Below are 24,195 nucleotides of genomic sequence, written 5' to 3' on the forward strand. Positions count from 1 at the left end.
GACTGGCCAGACGCGCGTGCTGCGCACCGGGATGAGTCGGTGCGCCTGTTTCCAAAAAATCCATGTTTCCACTTTTTTCCCGCAGCAAGATGTCCGACGCACCTGAAACCACTCCGGCTCCGGCCAAGGCTCCCGAAGCCCATCCGTTGGACGCCATGACCGGTGGCGCCTTTTCTGCAGCGACCTCGGGCGAGCGTGCTGCGCGCATCCGTGAATGGCTGGCGACCACGCCCACCCCGGAGCAATTGCAAGAGGTGTTCAAGGAGCTGAGCGCTCGCGACAAGGGGGCTGCCCGTGCCGTGCGCGAGCGCCTGGACGAGATCCGTCGCGCCCGCAACCAGGAATCGATCGCCGCTGAATGGGCCGAAAAGGCCCGTGCCTTGCTGGCAGCGCCCCGCCTGAACATTGCCGACGCATTGGCATGGCAGCGCGACGCGGCCAAGGCCGGTGCACCGCTGTCGCGCGAACCCCTGTCGCTGCTCAAGGCAGAGCTCGCCGATCGCGTCAAGGTGATCGAGGATCTGCAGCACCGCGTACAGGTCCAGCGCGAAGCGGCCGTGCTGCTGGCCCAGCGCATCGAGGTGCTCTCTACCAAATCCTGGCGCGATGCCCAGGCGGCGCAGGAACTGCTCAGCACCGATGTGGCGCGTTGGCAGGAGCAGGCCCAGGCCCTGAGTTCCGACGCCAACTGGCCCAGCGTGGAGACACGTTTCCCGCCTTTGCTCGACGCCTCGCGCGCCCAATTGCTGGTGGTGTGGGAAGCTTTCAACTCTGCGCTGGCGCAGGCGGTGGCGGCCGCGTCTGACGAGCAGGCGCCGCTGCCCCCCGTGCCCGTATGGGCCGATGAGCTACGCCAGGCGCGTGGTCTGCCGGCGCAGGCCGAGGCCGTCGTCATCGACAAGCCCCCACGCCCAGCCCGGCCCAAGACGGATCCGCAGGTGCTGGCTCAGGCCGCTCAGGCAGTGGAAGAAGCCCTGCGGCACTTGGAGCAAGAGACTGCCCAAGGCCACGGCAAGGCCAGTGCCGGTGCCGCATCGGCCCTGCGCGCGGTGCTCAAGACCCAGGGGCGCCATATCGACCATGCCCTGGAGCAACGGGTGCACGCCGCCCTGGTGGCAGCGGGTGAACTGGAAGGCTGGCAGCGCTGGAGCGCAGACCAGGTGCGCGAAGACCTGATCGCCAAGGCCCAGGCCCTGCTGCAACGCCCTGAGGGCCAGGCCCTGGGCGGCCGCAAGATCCAGGAGTCGCTGCGCCAGCTGCGCGAACAATGGAAGCATGCCGACCAAGGTGGCGCGCCCAACCATGCCCTGTGGAAGAAATTTGACGAGGCCTGCAATGCGGCCCACAAGGTGGTTGAGGTCTGGCTGGAAAAGCTGCGCACCGAAACGGCCGCGCACAAGGCGCAACGTCTGGCGCTGATCGAGGAAGTCCGCGCCTGGGCCGTTGAACACGCCAACGGGGGCGACTGGAAGGCCGTGCAACGTGCGCTGTTCCAGTTTGCCGAGCGTTGGCGCGAGAGCGGCCATGTGGGCGAAAAAGTCTATGCCGAACTCCAGCCGCAGTGGAAGCAGGCCCTGGCATCCGCCAGCGCACCGCTGGAGCAGGCACAGGCCGCCAGCCTGGCACGCCGCCAGGCCATGATCGACGAAGCCGCCCAATTGGGCGCTGCACCCAGCCTGCGCATTGACGCGATCAAGGCCCTGCAGCAACGCTGGCAGGCCGAGGCACACAGCGTTCCCATGGACCGGCGCCAGGAGCAGAAGCTCTGGGATGCTTTCCGCAAGCCCATTGACGAGGCCTTCAACCGCAAGAGCGCCGAGCGTGAACGCGGTGCGACGCAGGCCAGCGCGCATGATCGCGCCGTGCTGGAAGCCGCCAAGGCCCTGGAGGCTGCCAATGCCGGGGGTAATGCGCAGCAAATCCGCAGCGCCATGGCAGCGCTGGAAGCGGCCCTGCGCGGCCAGGCACAGGCGGCCCGTGAAGCCGAAGCAGCCGCATCGGCGGCTGCGCCGGCCGATGCGGCGGTGGCAACCCAGGAGCCCGTGGCCGATGAGCCACCTGCCGAGGGTGGGGATGCAGGCGAGGCGCCTGCTGCCCCCGCTCCCAAGCCTGCGGCACGCCCGGTGGTGGCGGTGCGTGGGGACGATCGCCCTGGCATGAAGAAGGAAGCCCCGGCCGCTGCCACGCGTGGCGCAAGGCCCGGCGAGCGCCGTGATGCACGCCCTGGCCGCGATGCGGGTCGGCCCGACGCCCGTGGCCCGCGCGACGACATGCGCACTGGCGGCCGCTTTGCAGACCGCCGCCCTGAAGAGCGTGGCCCGCGCCTGGGTGATGCTGCATTCCGGGCTCAGCGCGAGGCGCTGGAGCACGCCCAGCAGGCGCTCAAGAAGCTGGCCGCCCAGGCCCATGGTGAAGCGCTCACGCAGCTGCTGACCGCCTGGGAAAAGCGCGACGGCAGCCTGGTGCCATCGGCCCAGGAACTGGGTGGTCGTGTCCAGCCCGCTGTGCGCTCGGCCTGGGTGCAGGCCCTGGCAGGTGCGCCTGCGGGAGATGCCGCACAGGCACTGCTGCGCCTGGAGATCGCTGCCGAGGTGCCCACGCCGGCCGAACAACTGTCGGATCGGCGCATGCTGCAGTTGCAACTGCTCACCCGCCGCAACGACCCTGCTCCCGCAGAAACCTGGGGTCAGGATGCCGCGCGTGTGCTGGGTAGCGCCAGCGATGCAGCCAGCGCCCGCCGCCTGCAAAACGTGCTGAAGGCGCTGTTGCGCAAGTGATGTGTGGGGCCTGACCCGCTGGCCTTGTGCGGCGGGTTGTGTCTGCGCACTGTGTGAACAGGGCAGAGTGGGCACGAGGCCTTGAGAAATGAAAAAGGCCGTTGCGAATGCAACGGCCTTTTTTGTTTTGGTGCCCAGGAGAGGACTCGAACCTCCACGGAGTTACCCGCTAGTACCTGAAACTAGTGCGTCTACCAATTCCGCCACCTGGGCATTTCAGGAATTTCAAATTGTATAGCAAGAAAGCGCCTTCCTGAAATCGTTTGTGCTTTTTTGTTTTGAAAAAAGCCGCTGAAGCAGCGGCTTTTCGTTAAACTTGGTGCCCAGGAGAGGACTCGAACCTCCACGGAGTTACCCGCTAGTACCTGAAACTAGTGCGTCTACCAATTCCGCCACCTGGGCATTTCAGGAAAGACTTAGATTGTATAACAAAAAAATGAACTCCAGCGCCAAGCCTTTGCATCCATCCGACGAGATCGAGGGCACCGTGCAGGGGCACCGTGACGGCCACGGATTCGTGGTCCGTGAAGACGGACAGGCCGATATCTTCCTCCCCCCCAACGAGATGCGTGCCGTCCTGCACAAAGACAGGGTGCGCGCACGCATCGTGCGCCACGACCGGCGCGGACGCGCTGAAGGCCGGGTGACCGAGATCCTGGAGCGCCCCGCGCATCCCATCATCGGTCGCCTGCTGCAAGAGAGCGGTGTCTGGATCGTGGCTCCCGAAGACAAGCGCTATGGGCAGGACATCCTCATCCCCGCAGGTGCCTTGGGTACCGCCAAGACCGGGCAGGTGGTGGTGGTGCAACTGACCGAGCCACCCGCGCTGTTCGGCCAGCCTGTGGGCCGCATTACCGAGGTGCTGGGAGAGGTGGACGACCCTGGCATGGAGATCGAGATCGCCGTGCGCAAGTACGGCGTGCCGCACGAGTTTTCCGAGGACTGCCTGGCCGAGGCCGGCGCCTTGCCCGACAAGGTGCGCGCGCAGGACAAAAAGCAGCGCATCGACCTGACCGACGTGCCGCTGGTCACCATCGACGGCGAGGACGCGCGCGACTTCGACGACGCCGTGTACTGCGAGCCCGCCAAGGTAGGGCGCGGCAAGGGCTGGCGCTTGCTGGTGGCCATTGCCGACGTGAGCCACTATGTGCAGACCGGCAGCCCCATCGACATCGATGCCTACGACCGCGCCACCAGCGTGTACTTCCCGCGCCGCGTCATCCCGATGCTGCCCGAGAAGCTCTCCAACGGCCTGTGCTCGCTCAACCCCGATGTCGAGCGCCTGTGCATGGTCTGCGACATGCTGGTCACCGCCAAGGGCGAGGTGCATGCCTACCAGTTCTACCCGGCGGTGATGTTCAGCCACGCGCGCTTCACCTACACCGAGGTGGCCGCCATCCTGGCCAACACGCGCGGCCCCGAAGCCGCCAAGCGCAAGGAGCGCGTGCCCGACCTGCTCAACCTGCACGACGTGTACCGCGCACTGCTGCAGGCGCGGCGTGAGCGCGGCGCGGTGGACTTTGAAACCACCGAAACCCAGATCGTCTGCGACGAGAACGGGCGCATCGACAAGATCGTGCCGCGCACGCGCAACGACGCGCACCGTCTCATCGAGGAAGCCATGCTTGCCGCCAACGTGTGCAGCGCCGACTTCATCGCGCAGGGCAAGCAGCACGGGCTGTACCGCGTGCACGAGGGCCCCACGCCCGAGAAGCAGGACATTCTGCGCAGTTACCTCAAGGCCATGGCCGTGGGGCTGTCGATCAGCGAGAACCCGCAACCGTCTGAATTCCAGGCCATCGCCGAGGCCACCAAGGACCGGCCCGACGCGCAGCAAATCCACACCATGCTGCTGCGCTCCATGCAGCAAGCCATCTACACGCCCATCAACAGCGGCCACTTCGGCTTGGCGTTTGATGCCTACACGCACTTCACCAGCCCGATCCGGCGCTACCCCGACCTGTTGGTGCACCGTGTGATCAAGGCCATCCTGGGCAATACCAAGTACCGCCTGCCCATGCTGCCCACGCCGGGCGAAGCGCACGCCAAGCTGAGCAAGCGTTTGGCCAGCCGTGTGGCGCCACCCGGCAAGGTGCCGCGCAAGAAGGAGTCGGGCGCGGCCCTGGCCGAGACGCAGGCCTGGGAAGCCGCCGGCCTGCATTGCAGCGCCAACGAGCGCCGCGCCGACGAGGCCAGCCGCGACGTGGAGGCCTGGCTCAAGTGCAAGTACATGCGCGAACATCTGGGCGAGGAATACGGTGGCGTGGTGTCTTCGGTCACCAGCTTCGGCATCTTTGTCACGCTCGATGCCATGTACGTCGAAGGCCTGGTGCACATCACCGAACTGGGGGGGGAGTATTTCCGCTTCGATGAGTCCCGCCAGGAACTGCGCGGTGAGCGCAGCGGTATCCGCTATGTGATCGGCACCCGCGTGCGGGTGCAGGTCAGCCGGGTGGATCTGGACGGGCGGCGCATCGATTTCAGGCTTGTCGGTGATGAAGATGTGCCGGGAGCCGCGCGCAACACCCGCGAGAAGGCCAGTGCTGCGCCATCCGGTGGAGCGCGGTCCGCTCCTGCAGGCAAGCGCAGACCACCCTTGGACATCGAGGACGCTGGTCGCGGCAGCCTGGGCGGCGGTGGTCGCAAGGCGAGTTCCAAGTCTTCCACAAACACGGCTTCGGCGGGCAAATCGCGGACGCAGTCCACCAAAGCCGGTGGCAAGACCGCCAAAGCCAAGGGGCGTTCCGCGCGGCGGACCTGATTTGCTATCAAATATATAGCTGCTGGCGCTTTATTTATAGGCGTCAGCGGCTTTTTTTATCTATTTTTTGCGTTCATTTCATGCAAGAACTGCCCATACCGGGCAGACACGGCCAGGGGCGCCTCCATCATCGGCAGATGCCCCAGGCCCGGCAGCGTTTCGATGCGGGCATGGGGCAGGAGTGAGCGCAGCGCCTCGGCCCCCGAGGCGTCAAACACGCGGTCCTGCTGACCCCACAGCGCCAGCGTCGGCGGACGCAGTCCGCCGATCCGCTCCTGCAGCAGGTAGCGGTCCTTGAGCTGCGCATGCCACAGCCGGAGGTTGGAGGGCGCGTCGCGCACGGCATCGGCGCGCGCCGCCTCCAGAATCGGTGCGGGCAGGAACGGGCGCTGCGCGAACACCAGGTCCATCATCGCGTCGAAGGCCACCGCATCGTGCGCGACCAGCGGCGCCTGGCCCGCATCGATCAGCCGATCCATGGTGCTGGGCCGCGCCGAGCGGATGCCATGCGGCGCACCGATGAAGGCCACGCTGGCCACCCGATCAGGGTGGCGCAGCGCAAACAGCGCGGCGATCGTGCCGCCCATCGAGTTGCCCGCCAGGTGCACACGCGGCAGGCCCAGCGCGTCCAGCCATGCGGCGAGACGTTCGGTGTGCGCCGCATAGTCGTAGGCCTGTCCCTCGAGCCGATCGCTTTCGCCAAAGCCCGGCAGGTCGGGTGCGATGACGCGGTGGCTGCCGGTCAGCGGGCGGGCGAAGTCCACCCAGTGGTCCTTTTCGGCGAAGATGCCGTGCAGCAGCACGACCGGCGTGCCACCCGCGCTGCCTGCACCGCCCTCCAGGTAGTGGATGCGGTGACCCGCGGCTTGCACCGTCTTTTCCTCCAGGCCCGAGAGGCTGCGGTTGAGCCACAGCAGGGGCTCCTTGTAGAGAAGCGGAACGGCGTGGTAGGTGGTGATGGCGCACAGCAGCAGCAGGGCGCAGCCTGCAAGGACAAGGCGTTTCAAGGGGTTCTCCAGAAGGTGTGGTGGGGATGTGATCGGCCGTGCGCAAGGCTATCGGCAAGCCCGCCGGAAAACTTGTATGTTTGGGCTATGCGCGCGACGAACACACTGACCTTGGGGGCCGACCGGGCCCTGTATGTGGGAGAGCTGCCGGCCACCGGCTGGCATCGCCACGCTGCGCCCGTGCTGCTGCTGGGGCTGTCGGGACGCTTTGCGGTGCATCTGGCGCCGGGGTGCGTGGAAACCTGCCACAGCGCGCTCATCGACATGGGGGTCTGGCATCTGTTCGACCCGTGCGGCGAACGCGTGGCCTTGGTGTACCTGGAGCCCGATTCCTCCGAGGCCCGCAGCCTGCGGCCCTGGCTCGGGCAGCAAGGCGGTGTGGTGTTCGACCCGGCCGCGCGGACCCGCACGCGCGGCTGCACGGAGGCCCGGCTGCGCAGCTTCGATCTGCCGACCCTGCTGGGCCAGCGTTTCGAGGCGGCTGCTGAACTCGATGCGCGCGTATTGCGCAGCCTGCAGCATCTGCGCATGGCGCGCGACGGGGCATTGCCGCGCGATCAGGTGGCGCAGGCGGCGCACCTGTCGGCCTCGCGCTTCAACCACCTGTTCCGCCAGGAAATGGGCGTGAGTTTTCGCAGCTACCGGGTGTGGTCCCAGGTGCGGGCGGCCATGGCGGGGCTGGCCACGCAAGCCCGGCTGACCGATGCCGCGCTGCACGGTGCGTTCAGCGACTCTGCGCATTTCAGCCGCACCTTTCGACAGACGTTCGGCATGACGCCGTCCAGCGTGCTCAAGCCCCTGCGCGAGGTCACGCTGGTGTGAAGGTGTCCCTGGGCCGCATGCGCCGCGCCAGCGCGCTGGCCGTCAGCGCCTGTTCGTCGGGCCAGGTATCGGCGGCGCGGCCATGGGCATACACCGCCTCGGCAGCCGCATCGAGCGGTGCCGGGCCGGCGGCCCAGTACGCGCCGATCAGGCCGGCGAGCACATCGCCGGTGCCTGCCGTGGCCAGGAGGGCGTTGCCGGTGGGGTTGATTCGCGGCGCTTGGTTGGGCGCTGCCACTACCGTGCCCGAGCCCTTGAGCACCACCACGCACTGGAACCGCTCGGCCAGCTGCTCGGCCGCCGCGAGGCGGTGCGACTGCACGCTGGCGGTATCGGTGCCCAGCAGGCGCGCTGCTTCCAGCGGATGGGGGGTGAGCACGGTGGCATGCGCTTTTGGCGCGCGGTCTGCCAGGGCCTGCGCGAGCGCGGCGTCGGAGGCGATGGCGTTGAGCGCGTCGGCATCGAGCACCAGGCGTGGGGCCTGGGCCAACACCTGGGGCAGTGCGGCGCGCACGGCCTCGCCGCCACCACAGCCGCACACCACAGTGAGCTGTTCGAGCTGCAGCGCATCGACATGGCGGAACATCAGTTCGGGTTGCCGCACATCGAGATCGAGCGTGCCGCCCAGCAGCGCCACCAATACCCGGCCTGCACCGCCATGCAACGCCGCGCTGGCGGCGAGCAGCGCCGCGCCGCCCATGCCCAGCCCCCGGGCGCCAAGGCCTTCACCACCGATCATGGCCACATCGCCATAGCTGCCCTTGTGGCTGGCGTGCGCTCGCGCTGCGGCGGCGGGCGGGCCTGCCAGCCAGGCGCTGGCAGCCTCGCTGTGGCAGGGGACGTCCAGGTCGTCCCACCAGACGGTACCTGCGGCATCGCGCCCGGCACCGGTGAACAGGCCGGGCTTGAGTGTCAGCAGGCTCAGGGTGTGGCGCGCGGCGGGGGGCGCAGCGCCACGCATGGGCGCAAGGCCAGGGGCATATTGCCCGGTGTCGGCCTGCAGGCCCGAAGGGACGTCCACGCACAGCACGGGCGCCGGGCTGTGGTGCAGCGCATGCAGCAGCACCGTCAGTCGTTCGGAGGGGGGTGGGCGCTGGTCGCCCGGCGCCAGGCCGATGCCCAGCAAGGCGTCGATGCACAAATCCTGCGGTCCCAGCGGATGGGGGGCCTGCTGACTGAAGGCCACGCCCGCGTCCTGCGCGCGCTGCCAGGACAGGCGGGCGTCGGCAGGTGCTGTCTCGGGGGCGCCCAGCCAGGTCACCACCACGGGCATGCCTGCCCGGTGCAGCAGCATGGCGGCTTCCAGCCCGTCGCCGCCGTTGTTGCCAGGGCCGCAGGCAATCCATATGGTGCGTGCATGTGGGGCCAGGGCGCGTGCCAGCCGGGCCACAGCCAGCCCGGCGCGCTGCATCAGGGTGTGGGGGGGCAGAGTGGCGGCGGCGCTGTGTTCCAGCCGCCGCGTGGCGGCGGTGTGGTGCAGCGGGTGGGCCTGGGTGGGATGGACGCGTTGCATGGCGGCACGGGGCGAGTCGGGAATCTGGCCATTGTGCCGCTGAAGTGCCCTACGGGCGGGTGTGAAACACCTACTGCCAGCGCTGCGGCGCCCAGGATTCGCTGGGCAATGCCGGGGTGTGCTGGGCCAGCTGGTCAGCCAGCAGGCGCGCGCTGCCGCAGGCCAGGGCCCAGCCGCTGGCGCCGTGGCCGAGGTTCAGCCACACACCAGGGGTGCCGCTGGGCCCGATGGCCGGGGCGCCATCGGGCAGCATGGCGCGGGCGCCGCGCCACACCTGCACGCCACTGGCGTGGGTTACGCCGCCTGGAAAGCACTCGCCCAGCACGCGGTATAGCGCGTGCACCGTCTGCGGATGGGCCTCGTGGCCGCGGCCCAATTCGGCGCCACCGGCAATGCGCACGCGCTGGCCCAGGCGGGCGATGGTGCTGCCGCTGGCGATGTCCACTACCGCGCTCTGGGGCGCGTGCAGGGCCTCGCGCATGGGCGCGCTGAGGGTGCTGCCATGCAGGGCTGCCAGCGGCAACCGCAGGCCCAGGGGGTGCAGCAGCGCTGCGGCCTGGGCACCGGCGCACAGCACCACGGCATCGAAGGGGCGTGGGCTGGCTTCACCCTGGATCTGCAGGCCCGTGGGCGCGGTGCACACGCGCTCCACCGCGGCGTTCCATTGAAAGTCGGCCCCCTGCCGTTGTGCCGCCTGGCGCAGCAGCAGTGCGAACTGGCGGCAGTTGCCTGCCAGCCCATCGGGCAGATGCAGCGCACCCGCCAGCGCCAGCGTGGGGGAGAGGCCGGGTTCGATGCGGCGCGCCGTGTCGGCGTCCACTTCCAGCGCGGTGTGGCCGGTTTCGCGCAGGGCCTTGAGCAAGGGGGCTGCGGCCTCGGCGTCTTGGGCGCTGCGCAGCAGCAGCAGGGTGCTGGAGCTGTGCTCGAAGGGCAGATCCAGTTGCTGGGTCAGCTCCAGCAACCGCGCCTGGCTGTAGCGAGCCAATTGCAGCAAGGCCAGCCCTGCGGGTTGGGGGCTGTGTGCTGCCCGTGCCGCGGCGCGGCGCCACTGGCGCAGCCAGGACAGGTCGGACAGCGAGAGCTGGCGCCCCAAGCGCAAGGGGGCCTTGCGGCCCAGCCAGCGCGCGGGTGCGAGCAGGCCGGGCAGCGCCCAGGGAATGGCGGCCGCCGGGGCCAGCAGGCCGCCGGTGGCAAAGCTGTCCTGGGTGGCGGCGGCGTTGTGGCGGTCGAATACGGTGACGGCATGGCCGTCGGCGGCCAGTTCGTAAGCGGTGGTGACGCCGACGATGCCGGCGCCCACGATGGCGATCTTCATGGATTCAGATATTTTTGGCTTGCAGCGCAATAGGGTAAAGCGCTGGCAGCTATTGTTTTTGTAGCAATTCTTCGATCTGAAGGCCCACATGCAGTACGGTGTCGTCGTGCAGCGCAGCGTGCCAGACCATCAGGCCCACGGGCAACTCGCCCGCAGTGTGGCAGGGCAGCGAGAGTGCGCAGCCGTCCAGCAGGTTGACTGCGCTGGTGTTGCGCAGCAGCAGGGCGTTGACGCGGAAGAACTCGGCGTCGCGGGCTGCATCCATGGCGGCGTCCTGGCCTTCGGCCGGGGCCACGCTGGCCAGCAGCGGCGCCGTGATGGGCACCGTGGGCGAGAGCAGGGCGTCGTATGGTGCCATGCAGGCCTGCATGTCCGCGATCCACTGCTGGCGCGAGCGCAGCAGGTCGATGTATTCCCAGGCCCGCAGTGTGGCGCCTGCCTCGATGCGCTTGCGCACGCGCGGGTCGTAGCGCTCGCCCGCGCGCTGCAGCAGTTCGCGGTGCCAGGCATAGCTTTCGGGGGCCGAAAAGCCGTAGGCGGGTTGCTGCCGCATGGCGGGCAGGTCGATTTCCGCGATCTGCGCGCCGGCCTGGCGCAGTTGTGCCAGCGTGCGTTCAAAAGCCTGGGCCACGGGGGCGTCCAGCCCGTCGAGGAACACCGTGGTGGGCACGGCCAGCCGCAGTGCGGGCAGGGGCGCCGTGCTGCGCGCCACGCGGCGCTGGGCCAGCACCTCGTGCACCACGATGGCGTCTCGCACCGAGCGTGTGGTGGCGCACACGGTGTCCAGCGTGGTGGACAGGGGCAGTGCGCCCTGCGTGGGCACCAGCCGGGCCGTGTTCTTGAAACCCACGACGCCGTTGAGCGCCGCCGGAATGCGGATGGAGCCGCCCGTGTCCGAGCCCAGGCCCACAAAGGCCGCCCCTGTGGCCACCGACACGGCGGCGCCCGAGGACGATCCGCCCGGCACGCGCGCCGGGCCGCCCAGTGCGCCAAAGCGCCCGTCGTGGGCTGCCGGCGTGCCGTGGTGCGGGTTGACGCCCACACCGGAAAAGGCGAACTCGGTCATGTTGGTGCGGCCGATGACGGCTCCGCCAGCTGCGCGCAGCCGGGCCACGGCCGGGCAGTCGGCTGAGGCGGCGGGAGCGTCGGCCAGCACCACCGACCCTGCGGGGGTGGGTTGGCCCTGCAGGTCGAACAGGTCTTTCACCGAAACCGCCAGTCCGGCCAGCGGCAGGTGCTGCAGGCTGGGATTGGCGGCCTGGCTGCGGGCTTCGTCGAAGCCGGTGCGGACGAAGGCGTGGCGGCAGGCAGTGGACTGCGCAGCGGCAATGGCGCGCTCCATTTCCTGCGGCGCGCTGGTCTGGTGCGACTGCAGCATGCGCCGGGTGGTATCAAGGTCTGGGAGCATGCGTGTGCTAGAATCTTTGGGTTTTGCTGGGTGCGGCTGCAAGCGCAGTGGCCTTGGCAAGACCAATCGCAAACCAGTCCAAACAAGGTGTTGCAGCCCGCCTGGGCGCAATTGTCGGGCTGGATTTTAGACCCAACCTTCGGAGAATATTCATGTCCGTTACCATGCGCGAAATGCTGGAAGCCGGTGTCCACTTCGGTCACCAAACCCGCTTCTGGAACCCCAAGATGGCCCCCTACATCTTCGGCCATCGCAACAAGATCCACATCATCAACCTGGAAAAGTCGCTTCCGCTGCTCCAGGGCGCTGCCAAGTTCGCGCAGCAACTGTCTGCCAACCGCGGCACCATCCTGATCGTCGGCACCAAGCGCCAGGCCCGTGACATCGTGGCCGCCGAAGCGCAGCGCGCTGGCGTGCCCTTCGTCAACCAGCGCTGGCTGGGCGGCATGCTGACCAACTTCAAGACCGTCAAGACCTCGATCAAGCGTCTGAAGGACATGAAGGCCCAGCAGGAAGCCGGTCTGGACGCCATGAGCAAGAAGGAGCAGCTCATGTTCGTGCGCGAGATCGAAAAGCTGGAAAAGGACATCGGCGGCATCCAGGACATGACCACGCTGCCCGACGCCATCTTCGTGGTGGACGTGGGCTTCCACAAGATCGCCATCGCTGAAGCCAAGAAGCTGGGCATTCCGCTGATAGGTGTGGTGGATACCAATCACTCGCCCGAAGGCATCGACTACGTGATCCCCGGCAACGACGACTCTGCCAAGGCCGTGGAGCTGTACGTGCGCGCCATCGCTGACGCCATCGTCGAAGGCCGTAACAACGCCGTCGCCGAAGTGGTGAAGGCTGTGGGCGAGGGTTCCGACGAATTCGTCGAAGTGGAAGAATCCGCTGCCTGAGGCCCCCGGCCCGCGCAATGACCTGCGCGAAAAAAAGTGGGGCTCGAACAGCCCCCTTTTTTTGTCTGTTGAACTGAACTGAATACGGAGAAAACACAATGGCTGCAATTACCGCAAGCATGGTTGCCGAACTGCGCGGCAAGACCGACGCTCCCATGATGGAGTGCAAGAAGGCCCTGACCGAGGCCGACGGCGACATGGCCAAGGCTGAAGAGCTGCTGCGCGTCAAGCTGGGCACCAAGGCTGGCAAGGCCGCTTCGCGCGTGACCGCCGAAGGCGTGGTCGCCAGCTTCATCGAAGGCTCCACCGGCGCGCTGATCGAAGTCAACAGCGAAACCGACTTCGTGAGCAAGAACGACAGCTTCATCGTCCTGGCCAAGGCTGCTGCCGAACTCGTGGCCAAGCACAACCCCGCCAACATCGAGGCCCTGGGTGCTCTGCCCTACGCGCAAGACGGCTTCGGCCCCACGCTGGAAGACGTGCGCAAGGGCCTGATCGGCAAGATCGGCGAGAACATGTCGTTCCGCCGCTACCAGCGCTTCAGTGGCTCCAACCTGGCCTCCTACCTGCACGGCTCGCGCATCGGTGTGGTGGTTGAGTTTGACGGTGACGCCAATGCCGCCAAGGACGTGGCCATGCACGTGGCTGCCATGAAGCCCGTGGCCCTGACCAGCGCCGACGTGCCCGCCGACCTGATCGCCAAGGAGCGTGCGGTCGCCGAAGGCAAGGCTGACGAAGCCAACAAGGAACTGGTGGCTGCTGGCAAGCCCGCACAGAGCGCTGAAATCACCGCCAAGCGCATCGACGGCGCCGTGCAGAAGTACCTCAAGGAAGTCTCTTTGGCCGACCAGGTCTTCGTGAAGGCCGCCGACGGCAAGCAGACCGTGGCGCAGATGCTCAAGGCCGCCAACACCACCATCAAGAGCTTCACGCTCTACGTCGTGGGCGAAGGCATCGAGAAGAAGCAGGACGACTTCGCTGCTGAAGTGGCCGCCCAGGTGGCAGCCGCCAAGGGCGCTGCCTGATCCTGCCATTGCACCTGCCGTCGATTTTCTCAACCCCTTTTCACCTATGGAGCCTGCCATGACCGTCGCCACCCCAGCCTACAAGCGGATTTTGCTCAAGCTGTCGGGTGAGGCGCTCATGGGAGACGACGCCTTCGGCATCAACCGCGCGACTATCGTGCGCATGGTGCAGGAGGTGGCCGAGGTCACCCGCATGGGCGTGGAAGTGGCGGTAGTGATCGGCGGCGGCAATATCTTCCGTGGTGTGGCCGGTGGTGCCGAGGGCATGGACCGCGCCACCGCCGACTACATGGGCATGCTGGCCACGGTGATGAATGCCCTGGCCCTGGCCGATGCCATGGACAAGCAGGGCCTGACGGCCCGCGTCATGTCCGCCATCTCGATCGAGCAGGTGGTGGAGCCCTACGTGCGCCCCAAGGCGCTGCAGTACCTCGAAGAGGGCAAGGTGGTGGTGTTTGCCGCAGGCACGGGCAACCCCTTCTTCACCACCGACACGGCGGCAGCACTGCGCGGCGCCGAAATCGGTGCCGAGCTGGTGCTCAAGGCCACCAAGGTCGATGGCGTGTACACCGCCGATCCGCACAAGGACCCGACGGCCACGCGCTATGCCAAACTCAGCTTCGACGAAGCCATGGTGCGCAATCTGGGCATCATGGACGCCACGGCCTTTGCGCTGTGCCGTGACCAGAAACTGCCCGTCAAGGTGTTTTCGATCTTCAAGCCTGGTGCACTCAAGCGCGTGGTGCTGGGCGAGGATGAAGGCACCCTGGTGTACGCCTGACGTCCATCCCGTGTGAGGAGAGAAACATGATCGCCGACATCAAGAAAAACGCAGAGGCCAAGATGGGCCAGTCCATCGCGGCTTTCAAGAACAACCTTGCCAAGATTCGCACCGGCCGCGCCAGCCCTGGGCTGCTCGATAGCGTGCAGGTCGAGTACTACGGTTCCATGGTGCCGCTGTCCCAGGTGGCCAACGTGTCCTTGCTGGACTCGCGCACGCTGAGCGTTCAGCCCTGGGAAAAGGGCATGGGTGCCAAGATCGAGAAGGCCATTCGCGAGAGCGACCTGGGCCTGAACCCCGCCAGCATGGGTGATCTGATCCGCGTGCCGCTGCCGCCCATGAGCGAAGAGCGCCGCAAGGAAATGACCAAGCTCGCTCGCAATGAGGGCGAGGCCGCCAAGGTGGCCGTGCGCAACTTGCGCCGCGATGCCAACGAAGCCGTCAAGAAGCTGGTCAAGGACAAGCAAGCATCCGAAGACGACCAGAAGCGCGCCGAGGCCGACATCCAGAAGGTCACCGACCGGCACATTGCCGAGATCGACACGCTGGTCACTTCCAAAGAGCAGGAGATCATGGCGGTCTGAGGACTGCCATGGTTCACGCTTTTTCCATGGCTGTTGCTTTGGTGCCGCCTCGGCATGTGGCCATCGTCATGGATGGCAACGGCCGCTGGGCCCAGCGCCGTTTTCTCCCGCGCCTGGCAGGCCACAAGCAAGGTGTGGAGTCGCTGCGCCGATGCGTGCAGGCCTGTGCCCAGCGCGGCATTGGCGTGCTCACGGTGTTCGCGTTTTCGTCCGAAAACTGGAACCGTCCGCAGGACGAGGTGTCCGGCCTGATGGAACTCCTGGCCAAGGCCCTCACGCGCGAGGTGCCGCAACTGTGCAAAGACGGCGTGCGCCTGCACTTTGTGGGCGAGCGTACGGGCCTGTCCGACAAGGTGCGCGAAGGCCTGGCCCAGGCCGAGCGTGAGACGGCGCACAACAGTCGCCTGGTTCTCAACGTGTGCTTCAACTACGGTGGGCGCTGGGACATGGCCCAGGCGGCAGCGCAACTCGCCGCGCGCGGCGAAGCCATCACCGAAGCCAGCCTGGACCGTGCCATGGCCTTGTCCCACGTGCCCGACCCGGACCTGTTGATTCGTACCGGCGGCGAGATGCGCCTGAGCAACTTTCTGCTCTGGCAGGCGGCCTACTCGGAGCTGGTGTTCAGCGACCGTTTGTGGCCCGAGTTTGACGAGGCTGCGCTGGACGAGGCCATTGCCGCCTTCCATGCCCGCGAGCGGCGTTTCGGCAAGACCTCTGAGCAAGTGAAAGCCTGAAATGCTCAAGCAGCGCATCCTCACCGCCCTGGTTCTGCTGGCCATTCTGTTGCCTGCCCTGTTCCATCCATCGCCCGTGGCATTCACCGCGGTCATTCTGGTGCTGATGGCGGCGGCGGCCTGGGAGTGGGGGCGGCTCAACGCATGCGGCCCCGTGGGCTCGGTGCTTGTGGGTGCCGCGTGTCTGGCGCTGTGCGCTGCCTCCTGGGCGTTGGGCTGGGTGCAGCGCCCGCTGGGGGTGCTGTGGTTGGCCGGTGGTGGCTGCTGGGTGCTGGGTAGTGCCTGGCTGCTGCGTGCGGGCGTGCCAGGGTGGCCGCGGGTGCCTGCCGCGCTGCGGCTGGTGGCGGGTATTGCCGCCCTGTGGATGGCCTGGATGGCCGTGGTGCAGGCCCGCGCGCTGGGCGTTAATTTTTTGCTGTCGGTGATGTGCCTGGTCTGGATGGCCGACATCGCCGCCTATTTTGCGGGCCGCAAGTTCGGCTTGCGCTTTACGCGCACCAAGCTGGCGCCCTCCATCAGTCCCGGCAAGAGCTGGGAGGGTGTGTGGGGTGGCGTGGCGGGCGTGCTGCTGCTGGCGCTGGGCTGGGTGCTTGCCGATGCGCATTTCCAGCCGGATCAACCCAGCTTTTACACCGTGGTGGCGCGCCAGGGCTGGTGGATGTTGCTGGTCGTCGCCTTGTTCATGACGGCCATGAGCGTGGCGGGGGATCTGGTGGAATCGCTCATCAAGCGCAGCGCGGGCGTCAAGGACAGCAGCCAGCTGCTGCCCGGCCATGGCGGCGTGCTGGACCGCGTGGACGCGCTGTTGCCCACGCTGCCGCTGGCCCTGATGATCACAACGCTGCTCTCCCCATGAAACAACGCATCACGGTGCTCGGATCGACCGGATCCATAGGCACCAACACGCTCGATGTGGTGGCGCGCCACCCCGAGCGCTTCGAGGTGTTTGCACTCAGCGCGGCCACGCAGGTCGATGCGCTGCTGGCGCAGTGTGCACGCTTCGCCCCGCGCTACGCCGTCATGGCCAGTCCTGAGCATGCCAGTGCGCTGGCAGAAAAATGCAAGGAAAATGGGCTTGCAACGCAGGTACTACAAGCGCAAGATGCTATAGAAACAATAGCATCGCACCCCGAAGTGGATATGGTGATGGCGGCCATTGTCGGCGCAGCTGGACTGGCGCCCTGCCTGGCCGCGGCGCGTGCTGGCAAGCGTTTGCTGCTGGCCAACAAAGAGGCGCTGGTGGTGGGGGGGGAGGTCTTCCTGCAGGCCGTGCGCGAGGGCGGCGCTACGCTGTTGCCCATCGACAGCGAGCACTCGGCCATCTTCCAGTCCCTGCCTGAAGACCCATCCACCTGGCAGCGCCGCGTGGACAAAATCATCCTCACCGCTTCGGGCGGGCCGTTCCGTCAGCGCGACCCGAAAACCTTGCACGAGGTCACGCCGGAGCAGGCCTGCGCCCACCCCAACTGGGTCATGGGGCGCAAGATCTCGGTCGATTCGGCCACCATGATGAACAAGGCGCTGGAGGTGATCGAGGCGCGCTACCTGTTCGGCCTGGCGCCGCGCAAGCTGGACGTGGTCATTCACCCGCAAAGCATCATCCACTCCATGGTGCAGTACACCGACACGTCGGTGGTGGCCCAGTTGGGTACGCCCGACATGCGCGTGCCCATCGCCTACGGTCTGGCCTGGCCTGAGCGCGTGGAGTCGGGGGCTGCGGCGCTCGACTTCCATACCCTGGGCGCCATGACCTTCGAGGCCATCGACGACCATGGGCATCCCGAGCGTTTTCCGGGCCTGCGCCTGGCCTGGGAGGCACTGGAAGCGCCTGCGGGCACCACGGCCGTGCTCAATGCCGCCAACGAGGTGGCCGTGGCGCAGTTTCTGGAACGGCGCATCCGCTTTGACCAGATCCATGCACTGAACCTGGAAACTTTGTCCAGTGTGCCGGTCTCCAAGCCCGGATCGCTTGACGACCTGCTGGCGCTGGACCAGCAAGCCCGTGCCAGCGCGCAGCGCATTGCGCAGCGGCTGGCTTGACCGAGCGGGTCCCACCACACCGCGGGAGTGCCCATGCTGACCGTTGTTGCTTTCATCGTTGCCCTCGGCCTCTTGATCGCCGTGCACGAATACGGCCACTACCGTGTGGCCGTGGCCTGCGGTGTGAAGGTGCTGCGCTTTTCGGTGGGCTTTGGCAAGCCTTTGCTGCGCTGGCAGCCCAAGGGCTCGCCCACCGAGTTCGTCTTGGGCGCATTTCCCCTGGGGGGCTTTGTGCGCATGCTTGACGAGCGCGAGGCGCCGGTGCCACCCGAAGAGCGCCATCTGGCCTTCAACACCCAGCCGCTGCGCTCGCGTGCGCTCATCGTGGCCGCCGGTCCGGTGGCCAACCTGGTGCTGGCCGTGTTGCTGTATGCGCTGGTCAACTGGATGGGCGTGCAGGAGCCCATGGCCTACCTGTCCAAGCCGGTGCCGGGTTCGGTGGCGCAGTCTGCGGGACTGCAAGGCGGCGAGCTGGTACGCCGTGCAGCCTTGGGCGACGGGGAGGAAATGCCCGTGCGCTCCTTCGAAGACCTGCGCTGGTTGTTGGCGCGCGGCGCGCTGGAATCGCAAGCGGCGCGCCTGGTCGTCGAGCCTACGCCGGGCGCCGCCGAGCGCACCGTGCACCTGCCGCTGCAAGACATTGACACCCGCAATGCCGACCACCGACTGATGCAGCTCATCGGCATCACCGGTCCCTGGACCCCACCCCTGGTGGGCGAGTTGATGGCTGGCGGTGCCGGCGAGCGCTCGGGCCTGCAGGCCGGGGATGTGGTGCTGCGCATTGGCGCCACCGACGTGGTGGACGGTGCGCAACTGCGTGCGCTGATCCGGGGCTCTGTGCAGGGCAAGGAGCCGCTGGCGCAGATCTGGCGCATCGAGCGCGCGGGCCAGGTGCTGGAACTGCAGGTGCTGCCTGAAGTGCAGCAAGAACACGGCGAAACCATTGCCCGCATCGGTGCCTACGTGGGAGGACGCCCGCAGTTCGAGACCGTGCAGTATGGGCCGCTGGAAGGCGTACTCAAGGGAGCAGAGCGCACCTGGCAGGTGTCCGTGCTCACGCTCAAGATGATGGGGCGCATGCTCATTGGCGAGGCATCGCTCAAGAACATCAGCGGTCCGCTGACGATTGCCGACTATGCGGGCCGGTCTGCGAGCCTGGGCCTGGCCCAGTACCTGGGGTTTCTGGCACTCATCAGTGTGAGCTTGGGGGTGCTGAACCTGTTGCCGCTGCCCGTCCTCGATGGGGGGCACCTGATGTATTATCTTTGGGAGGGTGTGACGGGCAGGAGCGTCTCGGACGCCTGGATGGAACGCCTGCAGCGCGGCGGTGTCGCCGTGCTGTTTCTGATGATGTCCATCGCATTGTTCAACGATCTCTCCCGGCTCTTTGGCTAACCTACTGGCTGCCCGGTCTGTGCTGGGTGGCACCGGTTTCATTCATGAAAAAACAATCCAATCGCTTCGGTGCGCGCACCGCCACGGCCGTTGCAGCCATGTTTCTTGCCGTTCATGCGGCCTGGGCCCTGGAGCCCTTCAAGGTGCAGGACATTCGCGTCGAAGGCCTGCAGCGCGTGGAGCCGGGCACTGTGTTCGCGTCCATTCCTTTGCGCGTAGGCGATACCTACAACGATGAAAAGGGCGCGGCGGCGATCCGCGCCCTGTTTGCCCTGGGCCTGTTCAAGGATGTGCGCCTGGAAGCGGTGGGCGGCGTGCTCGTGGTGGTGGTCGAAGAGCGTCCCACCGTGGCCGACGTCGATTTTGTGGGCGCGCGTGAGTTTGAAAAGGACGCGCTCAAGAAGGCCATGCGCGACATTGGTCTGACCGATGGCCGCCCCTACGACAAGGCCTTGACCGACCGTGCCGAGCAGGAGCTCAAGCGCCAGTACATCAACAAGAGTTTCTATGGTGCCGAAGTGGTCACGACCGTGACCCCCATCGAGCGCAACCGCGTGAACCTGACCTTCACCATCACCGAAGGCGATACGGCGCGCATCAAGGACATCCGCATCGTCGGCAACAAGGCGTTCAGCGAATCCACCCTCAAGGGCTTGTTCGACCAGGACACGGGGGGCTGGCTGAGCTGGTACACAAAGTCCGATCGTTATGCGCGCTCCAAGCTCAACGCCGACCTCGAAACGCTGCGCTCGTACTACCTGCAGCGCGGCTACTTGGAGTTCCGCATCGATTCGACCCAGGTGGCCATCTCGCCAGACAAGCAGGACATCACCATCACGGTCAATGTGACCGAGGGCGAGCGCTTTGTGGTCTCCAGCGTCAAGCTCGAAGGCAACTACCTGGAGCGCGATGAGGAGTTCAAGTCGCTGGTCACCATCCGCGCGGGCGAGCCCTACAACGCCGATCAGGTGGCTGAAACCACCAAGGCCTTTTCCGAACATTTTGGCAATTTTGGCTTTGCGTTTGCGCGCATCGAAGCCGTGCCGGAGATCGATCGCGAAACCAACCGTGTGGCCCTGACCCTGCAGGCCGACCCGGTGCGGCGCGCCTATGTGCGGCGCATCGAGGTCGCTGGCAACAACCGCACACGCGACGAAGTGATTCGGCGCGAGTTCCGCCAGTTCGAATCGTCCTGGTACGACGGCGAGAGAATTCGTCTGTCGCGCGACCGCGTGGACCGTCTGGGATTTTTCACCGAAGTCAATGTCGAGACCCAGGAGGTCCCTGGCGCACCCGACCAGGTCGATCTGGTCGTGAATGTGGTCGAGAAGCCCACGGGCTCGCTGCAACTGGGGGCCGGTTTTTCCAGCGCGGAGAAGCTGTCGTTCTCCTTCGCCATCAAGCAGGAGAACATCTTCGGCTCAGGCAACTACCTCGGGGTGGATGTCAACACCAGCAAGTTCAAGCGCACGCTGGTGTTCAGCACCACCGACCCGTATTTCACCCGGGACGGCATCTCGCGCACCGTCGATCTCTACTACCGTACCGACAAGCCTTATGAGGATCAGGGCGGGAACTATGAGTTGGTGACCACGGGGGGCGGGCTGCGTTTCGGGGTGCCGTTCACGGAAACAGACACGGTCTTTTTCGGTGCGGCGCTGGAGAGCAACCGCATCAAATCGGGCACCAACATCCCGGCGGCATACTTGGCGTACGCTGATCGTTACGGCTCTTCCAGCAGTTCCGTGCCACTGACCATTGGTTGGTCGCGGGATGGCCGAGACAGTGCGCTGGCGCCCAACAACGGGGTGTACCAGCGGCTCAACACCGACTGGTCCGTGGCCGGTGACGCACGCTACCTGCGCGCGAACTACCAATACCAGCAGTACATCCCACTCAACAAGAAGTTCACCCTGGCTTTCAATGGGGAACTGGGCTGGGGCAAGGGCTTCAATGGCCGTCCTTTCCCGGTGTTCAAGAACTTCTACTCGGGTGGTCTGGGCTCGGTGCGCGGGTTTGACCAGGGCACCCTGGGGCCGCGTGACGTCACCGGCGCATCGCTGGGTGGCCCCAAGAAAGTCACTTTCAACACAGAACTCATCGCTCCGTTCCCCGGCGCTGGCAATGACCGCACCCTGCGGATCTTTACCTTCCTGGATGTGGGCAATGTGTACGGCGAGGAGGAAAAAATGCGCTTCAGTGAGATGCGCGCCTCCGTCGGCGTGGGTTTGAGCTGGATTTCCCCGTTGGGTCCGCTGCGCCTTGCGTATGCCCAGCCCGTGCGCAAGTTCGCGGGCGATAGAATCCAGAAATTGCAATTCCAGATTGGAACGTCCTTCTAATGAAACACCTTTCCCGTCAACTCGCCCTGGTTCTGATGCTCAGCGGTGTCGGTGCAGCTGCACCGGCCTATGCCGATTTCAAGGCGGGCTTCATTCATACCGACCGTGTGTTCCGCGAAGCAAGCTCGGCCAAGGCCGCGCAAGCCAAACTGGAGCAGGAATTCTCGCGCCGCGACAAGGAAATCAACGACCTGGGCAACACGCTCAAGACCGCGACCGAGAAGTTCGAGCGCGATGCGCCCACGCTGTCGGACAGCCAGCGCCAGACCCGTCAGCGCCAGCTCATGGACCAGGACCGCGAATTCCAGCGCAAGCGCCGCGAGTTCCAGGAAGACCTCAACGCGCGCAAGAACGAAGAGCTCAACCAACTGGGCGAGCGCATCAACAAGGTCGTCAAGCAACTGGCCGAGCAGGAAAAGTACGACATCATCGTGGACCAGGCGGTGTACATCAACCCGCAGCACGACATCACCGACAAGGTGATCAAGGCCCTCAATGGTGCATCCAAGTAAGGTCTGCCTGAAGTGGATGGGTGCCGCGTGAGTGTGCGACTGGGCCAATTCATCGAGGCACTGGGCGGCACGCTCGAAGGAAACCCTGACCAGCTGATAGCACGCCTGGCCCCGCTGGAGGCTGCGGGGCCGCAGGATCTGAGTTTCCTCAGCAACCCGCGCTACCAGCAGCAACTGGCCGCCTCCCAGGCGGCCTGTGTCATTGTGGCCCCTGCGATGCGCGAGCCTGCATTGCAGCGCGGTGCCTGCATCGTGGCAGACGACCCCTACGTGTACTTCGCCCGCGCCACACAGTGGTGGAAGCGCCAGCACGTACCTGCGGTGCAGCCGGGCGTGCACCCGAGCGCCGTGGTGCACCCCGATGCCGTGGTGGACGTCAGCGCCTGCATCGGCCCGCTGTGCGTGGTTGAGCGGGGTGCGCACATTGGCGCCCACACTTGGCTCAAATCGCGCGTCTCAGTGGGCGAAGACTGCCATATCGGTGCGCGTTGCATCGTGCATGCCGGTGCCGTGATCGGCGCCGATGGCTTTGGCTTTGCGCCTGAAAAAGGTGCCTGGGTCAAGATCGAGCAACTGGGCGCTGTGCGCATCGGCGACGACGTGGAGATTGGTGCCAACACCTGCATCGACCGTGGTGCACTGGGCGACACGGTCATCGAAGACGGCGTCAAACTCGACAACCTGGTGCAGGTCGGTCACAACGTGCACATAGGGCGCCATTCGGCCATGGCCGGATGCGTGGGCATTGCGGGCAGCGCGCGCATCGGTGCGCACTGCAGCGTGGGCGGCGGCGGCATTGTGCTGGGCCACCTCACGCTGGCGGACCATGTGCATGTGTCGGCAGCCACCACGGTCACGCGCTCCATTCACCAGCCCGGTCTGTACACCGGCATGTTTCCCATCGACGACAATGCGCGCTGGGAAAAGAACGCCGCCACGGTCAAGCAGCTGCACAGTCTGCGCGAGCGCATCAAGGCCCTGGAAGGGCTTCTCCAGAACAACAAGATTGAACGCTGATGATGGACATTCACGCAATACTCAAGCAACTGCCCCACCGCTACCCGTTCCTGCTGGTGGACAAGGTGCTCGAACTCGAACGCAACCAGCGCATCAGGGCCATCAAGAACGTCACGTTCAACGAGCCTTATTTCATGGGGCACTTCCCCGGCCGTCCGGTCATGCCCGGCGTGCTCATCCTGGAAGCGCTGGCCCAGGCGGCCGGCCTGCTGGCGTTCGATGCCATGGGCCAGGTGCCCGACGAGAACAACATTTACTACTTCGTCGGCATCGACGGTGCGCGTTTCAAGCGCCCCGTGGAGCCAGGCGATCAGTTGATTCTGGACATCACGATCGACCGTGTGCGCGGCGGCATCTGGAAGTTCAAGGGCGTGGGCCGCGTGGGCGATGAGGTGGCCTGCGAGGCCGAACTGATGTGCACCATGCGCGCCGTCGGCTGACGCCGGGCACCCAACAGGGCAGGGCAGCGCCGTGAGCCACATTCACCCGACCGCCGTCGTCGATGCGCAGGCGTGCATCGACGAGCGCGCCAGCATTGGCCCCTTTGCCGTGATCGGCCCGCACGTGCGCATCGGTGCAGGCACCACGGTGGGCGCGCACTGCGTGATCGATGGGCACACCACCATCGGCCAAGACAACCGCATTTACCCATTCGCATCGCTGGGCGCTGCACCGCAGGACAAGAAGTACGGCGGCGAGCCCACCGAGCTGCGCATTGGCGACCGCAACACCATCCGAGAGTTCTGCACCTTCAACACCGGCACTGCGCAGGACAAGGGCTCCACCACCATCGGCAACGACAACTGGATCATGGCCTACGTGCACATTGCGCACGACTGCGTGGTGGGTGACCACACCACCATGGCCAACAACGCCACGCTGGCCGGGCATGTGGAGGTGGGGGACTGGGCCACCATCGGTGGCCTGACCGGCGTGCTGCAACGCATGCGTATCGGTGCGCACACCATGGTGGGCTTCTCCAGCCACGTGGGCAAGGACGTGCCGCCTTTCATGGTGGTGGATGGCAATCCGCTGGCGGTGCGCGGCGTGAATCTGGTGGGGCTGCGTCGGCGCGATTTTTCCGACCAGCGCATCAGCGCCATCCGCGAGATGCACAAGCTTCTCTACCGCCAGGGGCTGACACTGGAACAGGCGCGCGCCGCGATGGCGCAACTGCCCGCCACGCATCCCGAGGCGGCGCAGGACGTGGCCTTGATGGATGCTTTCCTGGCCAGTTCCGTGGCGGGCATTGCCCGCTGA

20 protein-coding genes and 2 tRNA genes are annotated in these 24,195 nt (G+C 66.3%); 16 read left to right on the top strand and 6 right to left on the bottom strand.

What is annotated here, in order from left to right; genetic code table 11:
- The first annotated feature begins 89 nt into the window (after positions 1–89).
- Entirely contained in the window at positions 90–2,777 is a 2,688-nt protein-coding gene (locus MJ602_RS13360; protein WP_243021254.1) for a DUF349 domain-containing protein, read from the top strand.
- Between the two features lie 128 nt (positions 2,778–2,905).
- Here the strand turns inward: MJ602_RS13360 and MJ602_RS13365 are convergent.
- Positions 2,906–2,990 (bottom strand) — tRNA-Leu (locus tag MJ602_RS13365).
- 104 nt (positions 2,991–3,094) lie between these two features.
- Positions 3,095–3,179: transfer RNA gene (locus MJ602_RS13370), tRNA-Leu, on the bottom strand.
- A gap of 34 nt (positions 3,180–3,213) precedes the next feature.
- On the opposite strand from MJ602_RS13370, the gene rnr reads away from it, so the two are divergent.
- The gene (rnr, locus tag MJ602_RS13375; RefSeq protein WP_243021255.1) at positions 3,214–5,538 is read left to right on the top strand and encodes a ribonuclease R; all 2,325 of its coding nucleotides are present in this window, start codon (positions 3,214–3,216) and stop codon (positions 5,536–5,538) included.
- Positions 5,539–5,594: 56 nt separating this feature from the next.
- Here the strand turns inward: rnr and MJ602_RS13380 are convergent, their stop codons facing one another.
- A complete protein-coding gene (locus MJ602_RS13380; RefSeq protein ID WP_243021260.1) occupies positions 5,595–6,545 on the bottom strand; it encodes an alpha/beta fold hydrolase in 951 nt (316 codons plus the stop codon).
- Positions 6,546–6,632: 87 nt separating this feature from the next.
- Between MJ602_RS13380 and MJ602_RS13385 the strand changes: the two genes are divergently transcribed.
- Positions 6,633–7,367: a helix-turn-helix transcriptional regulator gene (locus MJ602_RS13385; protein WP_243021261.1), complete on the top strand. Its 735-nt coding sequence runs from the start codon at positions 6,633–6,635 to the stop codon at positions 7,365–7,367.
- On the opposite strand, the gene MJ602_RS13390 is transcribed toward MJ602_RS13385, so the two are convergent.
- The 3 genes from MJ602_RS13390 to MJ602_RS13400 form a co-directional block, all read right to left on the bottom strand.
- A complete protein-coding gene (locus MJ602_RS13390) occupies positions 7,354–8,880 on the bottom strand; it encodes an NAD(P)H-hydrate dehydratase (RefSeq protein ID WP_243021262.1) in 1,527 nt (508 codons plus the stop codon). The two genes, MJ602_RS13385 and MJ602_RS13390, sit on opposite strands and share 14 nt — an antisense overlap.
- Before the next feature lie 70 nt (positions 8,881–8,950).
- Positions 8,951–10,195: an FAD-dependent oxidoreductase gene (locus tag MJ602_RS13395; RefSeq protein ID WP_243021263.1), complete on the bottom strand. Its 1,245-nt coding sequence runs from the start codon at positions 10,193–10,195 to the stop codon at positions 8,951–8,953.
- A 49-nt stretch (positions 10,196–10,244) separates the two neighbouring features.
- Complete coding sequence (locus tag MJ602_RS13400) at positions 10,245–11,603, bottom strand: amidase (RefSeq protein WP_243021264.1); 1,359 nt, start codon at positions 11,601–11,603, stop codon at positions 10,245–10,247.
- Between the two features lie 152 nt (positions 11,604–11,755).
- Here MJ602_RS13400 and rpsB point away from each other — a divergent pair, with 152 nt between their 5' ends.
- The 13 genes from rpsB (at position 11,756) to lpxA (ending at position 24,195) form a co-directional block, all read left to right on the top strand.
- A complete protein-coding gene (gene rpsB, locus MJ602_RS13405) occupies positions 11,756–12,505 on the top strand; it encodes a 30S ribosomal protein S2 (protein WP_162015806.1) in 750 nt (249 codons plus the stop codon).
- 98 nt (positions 12,506–12,603) lie between these two features.
- Complete coding sequence (gene tsf / locus MJ602_RS13410) at positions 12,604–13,530, top strand: translation elongation factor Ts (RefSeq protein WP_243021265.1); 927 nt, start codon at positions 12,604–12,606, stop codon at positions 13,528–13,530.
- A gap of 58 nt (positions 13,531–13,588) precedes the next feature.
- A complete protein-coding gene (gene pyrH, locus MJ602_RS13415; protein ID WP_162015810.1) occupies positions 13,589–14,311 on the top strand; it encodes a UMP kinase in 723 nt (240 codons plus the stop codon).
- A gap of 26 nt (positions 14,312–14,337) precedes the next feature.
- Positions 14,338–14,895 (top strand): ribosome recycling factor, encoded by a 558-nt coding sequence (gene frr / locus MJ602_RS13420; RefSeq protein WP_243021266.1) that lies wholly within the window; start codon positions 14,338–14,340, stop codon positions 14,893–14,895.
- Between the two features lie 26 nt (positions 14,896–14,921).
- Complete coding sequence (uppS, locus tag MJ602_RS13425) at positions 14,922–15,629, top strand: polyprenyl diphosphate synthase (RefSeq protein ID WP_243021267.1); 708 nt, start codon at positions 14,922–14,924, stop codon at positions 15,627–15,629.
- Between the two features lies 1 nt (position 15,630).
- Positions 15,631–16,485 carry a phosphatidate cytidylyltransferase gene (locus tag MJ602_RS13430; protein WP_243021268.1) on the top strand — a complete coding sequence of 285 codons (855 nt, stop codon included), beginning with the start codon at positions 15,631–15,633 and terminating at the stop codon, positions 16,483–16,485.
- Positions 16,482–17,669, top strand: coding sequence for a 1-deoxy-D-xylulose-5-phosphate reductoisomerase (gene ispC / locus MJ602_RS13435; RefSeq protein WP_243021270.1), 1,188 nt, complete (start codon positions 16,482–16,484; stop codon positions 17,667–17,669). The genes MJ602_RS13430 and ispC overlap by 4 nt, the downstream gene beginning before the upstream one ends.
- Positions 17,670–17,702: 33 nt before the next feature.
- Positions 17,703–19,064: an RIP metalloprotease RseP gene (rseP, locus tag MJ602_RS13440; protein WP_243021272.1), complete on the top strand. Its 1,362-nt coding sequence runs from the start codon at positions 17,703–17,705 to the stop codon at positions 19,062–19,064.
- 44 nt (positions 19,065–19,108) lie between these two features.
- Positions 19,109–21,406, top strand: a complete 2,298-nt coding sequence (gene bamA / locus MJ602_RS13445) for an outer membrane protein assembly factor BamA (RefSeq protein WP_243021274.1) — start codon at positions 19,109–19,111, stop codon at positions 21,404–21,406.
- Entirely contained in the window at positions 21,406–21,918 is a 513-nt protein-coding gene (locus MJ602_RS13450; protein ID WP_162015824.1) for an OmpH/Skp family outer membrane protein, read from the top strand. The genes bamA and MJ602_RS13450 overlap by 1 nt, the downstream gene beginning before the upstream one ends.
- A 27-nt stretch (positions 21,919–21,945) precedes the next feature.
- Positions 21,946–22,935 carry a UDP-3-O-(3-hydroxymyristoyl)glucosamine N-acyltransferase gene (lpxD, locus tag MJ602_RS13455; RefSeq protein WP_243021276.1) on the top strand — a complete coding sequence of 330 codons (990 nt, stop codon included), beginning with the start codon at positions 21,946–21,948 and terminating at the stop codon, positions 22,933–22,935.
- Positions 22,935–23,375, top strand: a complete 441-nt coding sequence (fabZ, locus tag MJ602_RS13460) for a 3-hydroxyacyl-ACP dehydratase FabZ (protein WP_162015828.1) — start codon at positions 22,935–22,937, stop codon at positions 23,373–23,375. The genes lpxD and fabZ overlap by 1 nt, the downstream gene beginning before the upstream one ends.
- Before the next feature lie 31 nt (positions 23,376–23,406).
- Complete coding sequence (gene lpxA / locus MJ602_RS13465) at positions 23,407–24,195, top strand: acyl-ACP--UDP-N-acetylglucosamine O-acyltransferase (RefSeq protein WP_243021277.1); 789 nt, start codon at positions 23,407–23,409, stop codon at positions 24,193–24,195.

Origin of the sequence: Simplicispira sedimenti, from assembly GCF_022760965.1 — a bacterium.
Classification (GTDB): domain Bacteria; phylum Pseudomonadota; class Gammaproteobacteria; order Burkholderiales; family Burkholderiaceae_C; genus Simplicispira; species Simplicispira sedimenti.

Bases quoted from the DNA above. Each gene is read 5' to 3' on its own strand.
- MJ602_RS13400 (WP_243021264.1), bottom strand. From the start codon at position 11,603: ATGCTCCCAGACCTTGATACCACCCGGCGCATGCTGCAGTCGCACCAG.
- frr (WP_243021266.1), top strand. From the start codon at position 14,338: ATGATCGCCGACATCAAGAAAAACGCAGAGGCCAAGATGGGCCAGTCC.
- MJ602_RS13450 (WP_162015824.1), top strand. From the start codon at position 21,406: ATGAAACACCTTTCCCGTCAACTCGCCCTGGTTCTGATGCTCAGCGGT.
- MJ602_RS13395 (WP_243021263.1), bottom strand. From the start codon at position 10,195: ATGAAGATCGCCATCGTGGGCGCCGGCATCGTCGGCGTCACCACCGCT.
- bamA (WP_243021274.1), top strand. From the start codon at position 19,109: ATGAAAAAACAATCCAATCGCTTCGGTGCGCGCACCGCCACGGCCGTT.
- fabZ (WP_162015828.1), top strand. From the start codon at position 22,935: ATGATGGACATTCACGCAATACTCAAGCAACTGCCCCACCGCTACCCG.
- tsf (WP_243021265.1), top strand. From the start codon at position 12,604: ATGGCTGCAATTACCGCAAGCATGGTTGCCGAACTGCGCGGCAAGACC.
- uppS (WP_243021267.1), top strand. From the start codon at position 14,922: ATGGCTGTTGCTTTGGTGCCGCCTCGGCATGTGGCCATCGTCATGGAT.
- rpsB (WP_162015806.1), top strand. From the start codon at position 11,756: ATGTCCGTTACCATGCGCGAAATGCTGGAAGCCGGTGTCCACTTCGGT.
- pyrH (WP_162015810.1), top strand. From the start codon at position 13,589: ATGACCGTCGCCACCCCAGCCTACAAGCGGATTTTGCTCAAGCTGTCG.
- MJ602_RS13390 (WP_243021262.1), bottom strand. From the start codon at position 8,880: ATGCAACGCGTCCATCCCACCCAGGCCCACCCGCTGCACCACACCGCC.
- MJ602_RS13360 (WP_243021254.1), top strand. From the start codon at position 90: ATGTCCGACGCACCTGAAACCACTCCGGCTCCGGCCAAGGCTCCCGAA.
- MJ602_RS13430 (WP_243021268.1), top strand. From the start codon at position 15,631: ATGCTCAAGCAGCGCATCCTCACCGCCCTGGTTCTGCTGGCCATTCTG.
- rseP (WP_243021272.1), top strand. From the start codon at position 17,703: ATGCTGACCGTTGTTGCTTTCATCGTTGCCCTCGGCCTCTTGATCGCC.
- ispC (WP_243021270.1), top strand. From the start codon at position 16,482: ATGAAACAACGCATCACGGTGCTCGGATCGACCGGATCCATAGGCACC.
- rnr (WP_243021255.1), top strand. From the start codon at position 3,214: ATGAACTCCAGCGCCAAGCCTTTGCATCCATCCGACGAGATCGAGGGC.
- MJ602_RS13385 (WP_243021261.1), top strand. From the start codon at position 6,633: ATGCGCGCGACGAACACACTGACCTTGGGGGCCGACCGGGCCCTGTAT.